Source organism: Nocardiopsis sp. NPDC055824 (genome assembly GCF_053616335.1).
Window position 1 is genome coordinate 1 of the sequence record NZ_JBSHDN010000217.1, and the last position, 10,353, is coordinate 10,353.

Below are 10,353 nucleotides of genomic sequence, written 5' to 3' on the forward strand. Positions count from 1 at the left end.
GCCCGTACGGGCCCCGCGCACGCCACGACGGCGTGCGCGGGGCCGTCGCCGTTCGCACCCGGACACAGGGTCCCTGCGGGACTGCACAGGGACGCGTGTGAGGACTAAGGTCGACATGTCATCTGATCGAACCCACGACCCATCCTGAGCGGGACATGTCTGAACTGTCGAGCCCCTACGGCTCCTGGCCATCGCCCATCAGCGCCGGCGACGTCGCCCGAGGAGTGCGCCGGATGGCGTTCCCCTCCGTCGTGGGCGACGAGGTCTGGTGGGAGGAGAGCCGACCGGAGGAGGGACGGACCACCCTCATGCGGCGGGACGCCGACGGGACGGTGACCGACCTGCTGTCCGCGCCCTGGAGCGCGGGCACGCGGGTGCACGAGTACGGGGGACGGGCCTTCCTGCCCGTCCCCCGCCGTGACGACAAGGCCATCGCCCGTGTCGGCGTCGTGTTCTGCCGATCCTCCGACCAGCGCCTCTACCTGCTGGAACGCGGGACGAGAGAGCCGGTCCCCCTCACACCCGAACCCGAGGAGCCCGCGGCGCTGCGCTACGCCGACCCCGCGCTGAGCCCGGACGGGCGCAGTGTGCTGTGCGTGCGCGAGCAGCACGCGCGGGGCGCGGTGCGCCGGTCGATCGTGGCGGTGCCGCTCTCCGGGCGGGGGGCCGAGGACCCGTCGGCGGTGCGCGAGCTGGTGTCGGGGGCGGACTTCTACGCCTCGCCCACCCCCTCGCCCGGTGGCGGCCACCTGGCCTACGTGCGCTGGAACCACCCGCGCATGCCCTGGGACGGCAGTGAGCTGCGCGTGGGCGCGCTGGGCGAGACGGGCCTGTCCGCCGAGTACACGATCAAGGGGGGCGTGGACGAGTCGGTGGTGTCCCCCGCCTGGGTGGACGACGCGACCCTGTACGTGGCCTCGGACTGGCCCGGCTGGTGGAACCTGTACCAGGCGGGGACGACCGGGCAGCCGATCGCCCTGTACCCCGCGGAGGAGGAGTTCCACGCCTCGCCGGGCCGGCTGGGCAACCGGTCCTTCTGCGTGCTGGAGTCGGGGAAGGTCGTGGCGCTGCACGGGCACGCCGACCTGACGCCGGGCGTGTACGACCCCGACACCCTCGACCTGACACCCGTGGCGACCGACCTGACCACGTGGGGGATGCTGGACACGGACGGCCGCTCCGTGGTGGCGGTGGCCTCGGCCCCGACCGAGCCCCCGTGCCTGGTGCGGCTGGACCCGGTCTCGGGACGGGTGGAGGTGCTGCGCCGGGCCGCCGAGGAGCTGCCCGACCCCGCCTACCTCCCCGTCCCCCGGCAGGAACGGCTCCCCGGGCGCTACGGGGCGCCCGTGTACGCCAACGTGTACCCGCCGACCAACCCCGGCGCCGGGGCCCGGGGGCCCGCGCCGTACGTGGTGTGGGCGCACGGGGGCCCGGTGTCGGTCAGCACGCTGGAGTTCGACCTGGCCAAGGCGTACTTCACGAGCCGCGGGATCGGCGTGGTGGATGTCAACTACGGGGGTTCCACCGGGTACGGCCGCTCGTACCGCAAGCGCCTGCACAAGGAGTGGGGCGTGGTGGACGTGGAGGACTGCTCCGCCGCCGCGCGGGCCCTCGTGGAGCAGGGGGTGGCAGACCCCGAGCGGCTGGCGATCCGCGGCCCGAGCGCCGGCGGGTACACGGCGCTGATGGCGCTGACCGGTGACACCTTCGCCTGCGGGGTGTCGCTGTTCGGCGTGACCGACCTGCTGGGGTTCGCGGAGAGCACGCACGACTTCGAGTCGCGGTTCCTGGACTCCCTCGTGGGCACGCTGCCTGGGTTCGTGGAGCGGTACCGCGAGCGCTCGCCGGTCAACCGGGCCGGGGACATCGATGCACCGGTGCTGCTGCTGCAGGGGCTGGACGATCCCGTCGTCACCCCGGACCAGGCCTTCTCGATGGCGACCGCGCTGGGGCGCGGCGGGACCCCGTACGCCCTGCTGGAGTTCGAGGGCGAGGCGCACGGGTTCACCGCGGAGGACGTCCGCGTCCGGGCGCTGGAGGCCGAGCTGGCCTTCTACGCGAGGGTGTTCGGGTTCACGGCGGACGTCGCCCCCCTCGAGCTGGTGACCGACCCGCCGGAGCCGCGCCCCGCGCCGGAGCCCGCCGGACCGCCCGGGGAGGACGCGGCGGCGGATCCGGGGACCGCCGCGACCGGCGACGAGGGCGCCGATCCCCCCGCGGAGGCCTCCCCCGGTGACCGGGGGTCCGGCGAACAGGCGCCGCACCCCGCCGGAACGGCCGGGGCGTCCGCCTCCGAGTGAGGCGGTCGGCGTGAGCGGGGCGGCGCCGGCCCCCGCTCCGGGGCGCGGGGCGGGTCAGTCCTTCGGGGTGCCCACCCGCAGGCGGTTGCCGCCGGGGGCGCGCAGCTCGGTCCCGCGAGCCCGGGGGGCGTCCTCCACCGGGACCCCGAACTCGGCGGCGACCGCGTCGACGTCGCGTACCCGCAGGTGGACCAGAGTGTCGGGGCGGGCGTCGCCCTCGTGCTCGGACAGGGACGGCCGGACCTGCCCGCGGGCGACCCCGACGAAGGCGGGGAGGCCCGGCTCGAACCGGTGCTCCCACTCGCGGGTGGAGCCCGGGCGCCGGTAGCGGGCCGAGGCCGCTTCGGCGTCGGCGACGGCGACGCGAAGGATCGGGACGGCTTCCCCCTGCACGGGACCTCCCGTGGTCATCGGTCTCGCGGACCGCGCGGGCGGCCGGCCCGGGAGGCGCGTCCCGGTCAGAGGTCGGGGTCGTACAGGTCGGCTTCGACGCCCTCGCGTTCGAGTTCCTCGCGGACGATCCGGTAGGACAGGCCCGAGGAGTAGCCCTTGCGGGCGAGGACGCCCAGGGCGCGCCGGATGCGGACCTCCCGGTCCTTGCCCCGGGTCGTGGCGAGGCGGCGGCGGGCCAGGTCGCGGGCGGCCTCCTCCTCGTCCTGGTCGCTCAGTTCCGCGACCGCCTCCTTGACGGTGTCCTCCTCCACGCCCCGGGTGCGCAGCTCCTGGGCGAGGGCGCGTCGGGACAGCCGCCTGCCGTGGTGGCGGGAGGAGACCCAGGCGCGGGAGAAGGCCGCGTCGTCGATCAGCCCTGCGTCGCCGAACGCCCCCAGGACGGCGTCGACGACCTCCTCAGGGAACTCCCTGCGGTGCAGCGCCCGTTCGAGCTGGGCGCGGGTGCGCGGGGAGTGGGTGAGCATCCGCAGGCACAGGGCGCGGGCCTGCGCCTCGGGATCGTCCCCGGGCGGTCCGGACCCGCCCGGGGAGGTGTGCTCGGAGGTGTCCTCGGGGCGTGCGCCGTCGGAGGGGCGCCGCCCCCCGGGCCGGCCCCGGTCACGCATCCGGCGCGGGCGCCTTGGCGGTCTTGGCCGGGGCGCGCTTGGCGGACGCCTTGGCCGCGGTGTCCGCCGAGTCCTTGGCGGGCTCCTTGCCGCTCTCGGCCGCGGAGCCGGAGGCGCTGTCGTCGCCCTTGACGGGCACGCCCAGCTTCTCCTTGATCTTCTTCTCGATCTCGTTGGCCAGGTCGACGTTCTCGCGCATGAACGTGCGCGCGTTCTCCTTGCCCTGGCCCAGCTGGGTGCCCTCGTACGTGTACCAGGCGCCGGACTTGCGCACGATGCCGTGCTCCACGCCCAGGTCGATGAGGCTGCCCTCGCGGGAGACGCCGACGCCGTAGATGATGTCGAACTCCGCCTGCTTGAACGGCGGCGCGATCTTGTTCTTGACCACCTTGACCCGGGTGCGGTTGCCGACCGCGTCCGTGCCGTCCTTGAGGGTCTCGATACGGCGGACGTCCAGGCGGACCGACGCGTAGAACTTGAGCGCCTTGCCGCCGGTGGTCGTCTCCGGGGAGCCGAACATGACGCCGATCTTCTCGCGCAGCTGGTTGATGAAGATCGCGGTGGTGCCCGTCTGGTGCAGCACACCGGCCATCTTGCGCAGCGCCTGCGACATCAGGCGGGCCTGCAGGCCGACGTGGCTGTCGCCCATCTCGCCCTCGATCTCGGCCCGGGGGACCAGTGCGGCCACCGAGTCGATCACGACGATGGAGACCGCGCCGGAGCGCACCAGCATGTCGACGATCTCCAGGGCCTGCTCACCGGTGTCCGGCTGGGAGAGCAGGAGGTTGTCGGTGTCGACGCCGATCTTCTTGGCGTACTCGGGGTCGAGCGCGTGCTCGGCGTCGACGAAGGCGGCGATGCCGCCCAGCTTCTGCGCGCTGGCCACCGCGTGCAGGGCGACGGTGGTCTTGCCGCTCGACTCGGGGCCGTAGATCTCGATGATCCGCCCCCGGGGCAGACCGCCGATGCCGAGCGCCACGTCGAGGGCGATCGCCCCGGTGGGGATCGACTCGATCGGCGGGCGATCATCGTCGCCCAGGCGCATGATGGAGCCCTTGCCGAACTGCCGCTCGATCTGCGCGAGCGCTGTGTCGAGAGCTTTGTCTCGGTCTCCAGATGCCACGGGATACCCCTGTTGTTGGGTGGGTGCCTTCTTCTTCATGATGCGCACGACGCTACGCGGTCGATACGACAATCGCGACGTCCGACGTTCGCCTGTGGACAACCCACACTACCCGAACCTCTGTTCGATTTCGTGGGCGACCCGTGGACGAACCGTCGTCGCGGCGCGTCGGCGGCCCGCTCCGTCAGCGCACGGAGAACGGGAGGTCGAACGCGTCACACACCGCCCGCCACACCTCCTTCGGGCTCGCCCCGTCGGCGAGCGCCTGCTGGACCGTCCTGGAGCCGAGACCCTCGATGACGTAGTCCTTGGCCAGGCTCTGCGCGTACGCCTCGCCGAACTGCTGGTGCATGTTGTTCCAGAAAGCAGTGAGTCTCATCGGCCCCAGTATCGGGGATCGGCGCGCCCGCCGCGGCCCTTCCGCCGTTCTGTCCCCCGCGGCGGGCACACTGGCGGGATGAGTCGTGTGTCGCATCCCCTCGAACGCTTCGGACCGGCCACGCGGACCTGGTTCGACCAGGCCTTCCCCGCCGGCCCGACCCCGGCGCAGACGGGCGCCTGGGAGTCCGTCGCCGGGGGGAGCAACACGCTCGTGGTGGCCCCGACGGGGTCGGGCAAGACCCTCTCCGCGTTCCTGTGGTCCCTGGACCGCCTGCTCGCCTCTCCCCCTCCCGAGGACCGCTCCAGGCGGTGCCGCGTGCTCTACGTCTCCCCGCTCAAGGCGCTGGCCGCGGACGTGGAGCGCAACCTGCGCGTCCCCCTCGCGGGGATCGCGGCCGCGGCCGGCGCCGCGGGCCGGGACCTGTCCCCGGTCACCGTGGGCGTGCGCACCGGGGACACCCCCGCCGACGAGCGGCGCAGGCTCGCCACCCGTCCTCCGGACGTCCTCATCACGACGCCCGAGTCGCTGTTCCTCGTGCTCACCTCGCGCGCCCGCGAGGGGCTCTCGGGGGTGGAGACGGTGATCGTGGACGAGGTGCACGCCCTGGCGGGCACCAAGCGCGGGGCCCACCTGGCGCTGAGCCTGGAACGGCTGGAGGCCCTGCTGGAGCGGCCCGCGCAGCGGATCGGCCTGTCGGCGACCGTGCGCCCGCCCGAGCTCGTCGCCGGGTTCCTCGGCGGAGCCGCGATCGTCTGCCCGCCCGACTCCCCCGGCCTGGACCTGCGCGTGGTGGTGCCCGTCCCCGACATGGAGGAGCCCGACGCCCCGGAGGCGGCGGCCCTGCCGCCCGGCGCCCCGGAGGAGACGGGCGCGGAGCCCGGCGCCCCGGAGGAGACGGGCGCGGAGCCCGGCGCCCCGGAGGAGACGGGCGCGGAGCCCGCGCCGCTCCCCGGGGACCCGGACGCGGAGGGGCTCGGCGGGGACGCTCCCCCCGGCCGCCCCGGGCCGCTCGCCCCCCGGCCCCGCGCCGACGACGCCGGGAAGCTCCCGGAGCCGGACCCGCGCGGCCTCGGAACCCGTCGGGGAGGGTCCATCTGGCCGCACGTCGAGCGCCGGGTCCTGGACCTCGTCGAGTCCCACCGGTCCACGATCGTCTTCACCAACGGCAGGCGCACGGCCGAGAAGCTGTGCGCCCGCGTCAACGACCTGTACGCGGAGCGGCACGGATCCGAGCTCCCGCCGGAGGGGCCGGCCGCGCAGGTCATGGGCCAGTCCGGCCAGAGCAGGGGCGGGGAGGCGGTGGTGGCGCGCGCCCACCACGGCTCGATGTCCAAGGCCGAGCGGGCGCTGATCGAGGACGACCTCAAGGCGGGGCGCCTGCGCTGCGTGGTGGCCACCTCCAGCCTGGAGCTGGGCGTGGACATGGGCGCGGTCGACCTCGTGGTCCAGGTGGCCGCGCCGCCGTCGGTCGCCAGCGGGCTGCAGAGGGTCGGGCGGGCCGGGCACCGGGTCGGCGAGACCTCGCAGGGCGTGTTCCTCCCCCAGTTCCGGGGGGACCTGCTGGCGACGACCGTGGTCGCCGAACGCATGCGCGCGGGCGGCATCGAACGGCTGGAGATGCCGCTCAACCCGCTGGACGTGCTGTCCCAGCACATCGTGGCGATGGTGGCCATGGACGACTGGCCGGTGGCCGAGCTGGCCGCCCTGGTGCGGCGGGCGGCCCCGTTCGCCGACCTGGCCGACTCCGTGCTGGAGTCGGTCCTGGACATGCTCTCGGGCCGCTACCCCTCGGACGAGTTCGCCGAGCTGCGCCCGCGCGTCGTGTGGGACCGGGAGGCGGACGTCCTGCGCGCGCGGCCGGGGGCGCAGCGGCTGGCCGTGATCAGCGGCGGCACCATCCCCGACCGCGGCCTGTACGGCGTGCACCTCGCGGGGCAGGACGGGGGCAGGGCGCCCACCAGGGTCGGCGAGCTGGACGAGGAGATGGTCTACGAGTCGCGCGTCGGCGACGTGTTCGTGCTGGGCTCCACGTCGTGGCGGATCGAGGCGATCACCGCCGACCGGGTCCTGGTCTCCCCGGCGCCGGGCAGACCGGGCCGGATGCCGTTCTGGAAGGCCGACGCCCAGGGCCGCCCGGTGGAGCTGGGCCGCGCGATCGGCGCCATGACCAGGCAGCTCGCCGACTCCGGCCCGGAGGAGGCGCTGGCCCTGGCCGAGGGCGCCGGACTGGACCGCTGGGCCGCCCGGAACCTGGTGGCCTACGTCGCCGACCAGCGGTGGGCCACCGGCCAGGTGCCGGACGAGCGGACGGTCGTGGTCGAGCGCTTCCGCGACCAGGTCGGCGACTGGCGCGCGGTGGTCCACTCGCCGCTCGGGGCCCGGGTCCACGCGCCGTGGGCGCTGGCGATCGCGGCCCGGGTGCGGGAGCGGTTCGGGGCGGACGCCCAGGTGGTGCACGGCGACGACGGGATCGTGCTGCGGCTGCCCGACTCCGAGGGGCTCGACCGCGCGGGCGGGCTGGCCGACCTGGTGGCGCTGGACCCCGAGACGGTGGAGGGGGTCGTCACCGACGAGCTGACCGGTTCGGCCCTGTTCGCCTCCCGGTTCCGGGAGTGCGCGGCGCGGGCCCTGCTGCTCCCCCGCCAGCGCCCGGACCGGCGGATGCCGCTGTGGCAGCAGAGGCTGCGGGCCTCGCACCTGCTGTCGGTGGCGGGGCGGTACGGGTCGTTCCCGATCGTGCTGGAGACGGTGCGCGAGTGCCTTCGCGACGTGTTCGACGTGCCCGCGCTGGTGGAGGTGCTCCGCGACCTCCGTGCGAGGCGGACACGGGTGGTGGAGGTGCGCACGGAGCGCGCGTCGCCGTTCGCGCAGTCGCTGCTGATGGAGTACACGGCGGCGTTCCTGTACGAGGGCGACGCCCCGGCCGCCGAGGTGCGCGCGCAGGCCCTCACCCTGGACCCGTCCCTGCTGGCCGACCTCCTGGGCCACGCCGACCTGCGGGACCTGCTCGACCCCGACGTGGTGGAGCACGTCGGCGCCCTGCTCCAGCGGACCGCCGCCCCGGTGCGGGACGCCGAGGGCACGGCGGACCTGCTGCGCGAGGTGGGGCCGCTGACGACGGGGGAGGCGGCCGTGCGGGGTGTGGAGGAGGCGTGGCTGGAGGGGTTGGCGGCCGAGGGCCGGATCGTGCGGATGCGTTTCCCGGGGGACCGGCCCGGCGCGGCCGGGCGCTGGTGCGCGGTGGAGGACGTGGCGCGGCTGCGCGACGCCCTGGGCGCCGAGCCCCCGCCGGGGGTGCCCGCCGCCCTGCTCGAACCGGTGGCGGACGCCCGGCGCGACCTCGTGTCCCGGTACGCCCGCACGCACGGTCCGTTCACCGCCGCCGAGGCCGCGGAGCGGCTCGGCCTGCCCGAGGACGGGGTCCTGGGGGTGCTGCGCGTCCTGGCGCGCGAGGGCAGGGTGTCCCAGGGCGGGTTCCGGCCGGAGGGAACCGCTCCCCCGCCGTCCGCCGGCGGCGGGGCCCCGCGGACGGGAGGGGCTGCCACCGAGTGGTGCGACGCCGACGTGCTCCGGAGGCTGAGGCGCGGTTCGATCGCGCGCCTGCGCCGGGAGGTGGAGCCCGTGGACCCGGCCGTCCTCGCCAGGTTCGCGCCGATGTGGCAGCGTGCGACCCCCTCGGAGCGGTGGCGCGGGCCGGACGCCGTGTTCGAGGCGGTGGAGTCGTTGCGGGGCGCTCCGGTCGCGGCCTCGTCCCTGGAGTCGCTGGTGCTGCCCGCCCGGGTCGAGGGGTACGCCCCGAACCGCCTGGACGAGCTGACCCAGGCGGGAGAGGTGGTCTGGGCCGGGGTCGGGACCCTGCCCGGCGAGGACGGGTGGCTGACGCTGGTCCCGGCGGACGAGGCGGCGGTGCTGCTGCCCGACCCCCTGCTCCCCGACGAGGGGACCCTGCCGCACACCGTGCTGGAGGCGCTGCGGGAGGGCGGGGCCCTGTTCTTCCGGGACGTGGCCGACCGGGCCGCCCGCGCCCTGGGCACCGCGGCGGTCACCGACAGGGACCTGGTGGACGCGCTGTGGGCGCTGGTGTGGGACGGGCTGGTCACCAACGACACGCTCGCCCCGCTGCGCGCCCGGCTGGGCGCGGGGCCGGCGCCGCGCAGGGCCCCCTCGCGCGCGGGGCGTGTGCGGCGGCCGGTGCTGCCGACCCGGTCGGGGCCTCCCTCGGCTGCGGGCCGCTGGTGGGTGCTGCCCGATCGGGAGCCCGACCCCACCCGGCGCGCGCTGGCCCGGGTGGAGGCCCGGCTGGAGCGCGCGGGCCTGCTGGTGAGGGGGTGGCAGGGACGCAACGTCTCCCAGGAGGAGTACCGGGTGCTGCGGTCCATGGAGGAGTCCGGGCGGGCGCGCCGCGGCTACTTCGTGGAGGGGCTGGGCGGGGCCCAGTTCGCGCTGGCGGGGGCGGTGGACCGCTTGCGCGCGCTGTCCGGGGACGCCCCCGGCGGGGCGCTCGCGCCGGTGGTGCTGGCGGCGACCGACCCGGCCAACCCGTTCGGCACGGACCTGCCGTGGCCGAGGGGCCCCGAGGACTCGGCGTCGCGTCCGGGCCGGAACCCGGGTGCGGTGGTGGTGGTCGACGGCGGCCGCCCGACCCTCTACGTGGGAAGGGGAGGGCGCTCCGTCCTCACGTTCGGCTCGCCCCCGGACCTGCTGGAACGGGCCGCACGGGCGCTGGCCGGGGTGGTGCGGGAGGGCGCCCTGGGCGCGCTGACCGTGGAGCGCTCGGACGGGACGGAGGTCTTCGGGACCCCTGTGGACGCCGCCCTGGTGTCGGCCGGGTTCCACGTCACCCCCAAGGGGCTGCGCCTGCGGCCCTGACCGCGCGCAAACCCGTTGCCGCACGGCGGGGGCGGGTCCACAATGGCCCTCGGCCGGCAGGGGCCCGGCCGGCACGGAGGGGAGGCGTTCGTGGACCTGGAGGTCCGGCCGATGCGGCCGGAGGACGAGCCGCGCGTGGTGGAGGTGTCCCTGGCGGCGGACACGGTCTTCGCCGACGCCGGCGTGGTGCTCCCGCCGGACGACCCGCGGGAGATGCTCGCGCACGTGGAGGAGGTCCTGGTGGCGTGCGCACCGGGGGGCGGGCCGGTCGTCGGCCTGGCCGCGACCGTGACCGTCGGCGAGGGTCCCCACCTGGAACAGCTCGCCGTCCACCCCGCCCACGGACGGCGCGGCGCGGGCTCGGCGCTGCTGGAGGCGGTGTGCGGCGGGGCCGCGTCCGCCGGACACGCGCGCCTCACCCTCACCACGTTCCGCGACCTGCCGTGGAACGGCCCCTGGTACGCGGCGCGGGGGTTCTCCGTCGTGCCCCGCGCCGACTGGGGTCCGGCGCTGGAACAGGTGTGGGAGGCGGAGGAGCGGGCCGGGATCGGCGTCCTGCCGCGCGTGGTGATGGAGCGCTCCCTCTCCCCCGGCCCCTGAACGGCCCGTCCGGCCCGGGGC

7 protein-coding genes are annotated in these 10,353 nt (G+C 75.8%); 3 read left to right on the forward strand and 4 right to left on the reverse strand.

Annotation, left to right across the window (positions count from 1 at the left end; translation table 11 throughout):
• Positions 1-155: 155 nt before the first annotated feature.
• Positions 156-2,300, forward strand: a complete 2,145-nt coding sequence (locus tag ACWGL3_RS27780; RefSeq protein WP_452461967.1) for a S9 family peptidase — start codon at positions 156-158, stop codon at positions 2,298-2,300.
• 54 nt (positions 2,301-2,354) lie between these two features.
• Here the strand turns inward: ACWGL3_RS27780 and ACWGL3_RS27785 are convergent, their stop codons facing one another.
• The 4 genes from ACWGL3_RS27785 to ACWGL3_RS27800 form a co-directional block, all read right to left on the reverse strand.
• Entirely contained in the window at positions 2,355-2,693 is a 339-nt protein-coding gene (locus tag ACWGL3_RS27785; RefSeq protein ID WP_267946018.1) for a glyoxalase superfamily protein, read from the reverse strand.
• Positions 2,694-2,758: 65 nt separating this feature from the next.
• Positions 2,759-3,358: a recombination regulator RecX gene (recX, locus tag ACWGL3_RS27790; protein WP_267946019.1), complete on the reverse strand. Its 600-nt coding sequence runs from the start codon at positions 3,356-3,358 to the stop codon at positions 2,759-2,761.
• The gene (gene recA / locus ACWGL3_RS27795) at positions 3,351-4,481 is read right to left on the reverse strand and encodes a recombinase RecA (RefSeq protein WP_267946020.1); all 1,131 of its coding nucleotides are present in this window, start codon (positions 4,479-4,481) and stop codon (positions 3,351-3,353) included. The genes recX and recA overlap by 8 nt, the downstream gene beginning before the upstream one ends.
• Before the next feature lie 184 nt (positions 4,482-4,665).
• Entirely contained in the window at positions 4,666-4,860 is a 195-nt protein-coding gene (locus tag ACWGL3_RS27800; protein ID WP_267946021.1) for a DUF3046 domain-containing protein, read from the reverse strand.
• 78 nt (positions 4,861-4,938) lie between these two features.
• Between ACWGL3_RS27800 and ACWGL3_RS27805 the strand changes: the two genes are divergently transcribed.
• Positions 4,939-9,732, forward strand: coding sequence for a DEAD/DEAH box helicase (locus ACWGL3_RS27805; protein WP_267946022.1), 4,794 nt, complete (start codon positions 4,939-4,941; stop codon positions 9,730-9,732).
• Positions 9,733-9,843: 111 nt separating this feature from the next.
• A complete protein-coding gene (locus tag ACWGL3_RS27810) occupies positions 9,844-10,332 on the forward strand; it encodes a GNAT family N-acetyltransferase (RefSeq protein ID WP_267950478.1) in 489 nt (162 codons plus the stop codon).
• The last annotated feature ends 21 nt before the right edge of the window (positions 10,333-10,353 follow it).

Excerpts from the sequence above, each read along its gene's own strand:
- ACWGL3_RS27810 (WP_267950478.1), top strand. The coding sequence starts at position 9,844 with ATGCGGCCGGAGGACGAGCCGCGCGTGGTGGAGGTGTCCCTGGCGGCG.
- recX (WP_267946019.1), bottom strand. The coding sequence starts at position 3,358 with ATGCGTGACCGGGGCCGGCCCGGGGGGCGGCGCCCCTCCGACGGCGCA.
- ACWGL3_RS27800 (WP_267946021.1), bottom strand. The coding sequence starts at position 4,860 with ATGAGACTCACTGCTTTCTGGAACAACATGCACCAGCAGTTCGGCGAG.
- ACWGL3_RS27805 (WP_267946022.1), top strand. The coding sequence starts at position 4,939 with ATGAGTCGTGTGTCGCATCCCCTCGAACGCTTCGGACCGGCCACGCGG.
- ACWGL3_RS27780 (WP_452461967.1), top strand. The coding sequence starts at position 156 with ATGTCTGAACTGTCGAGCCCCTACGGCTCCTGGCCATCGCCCATCAGC.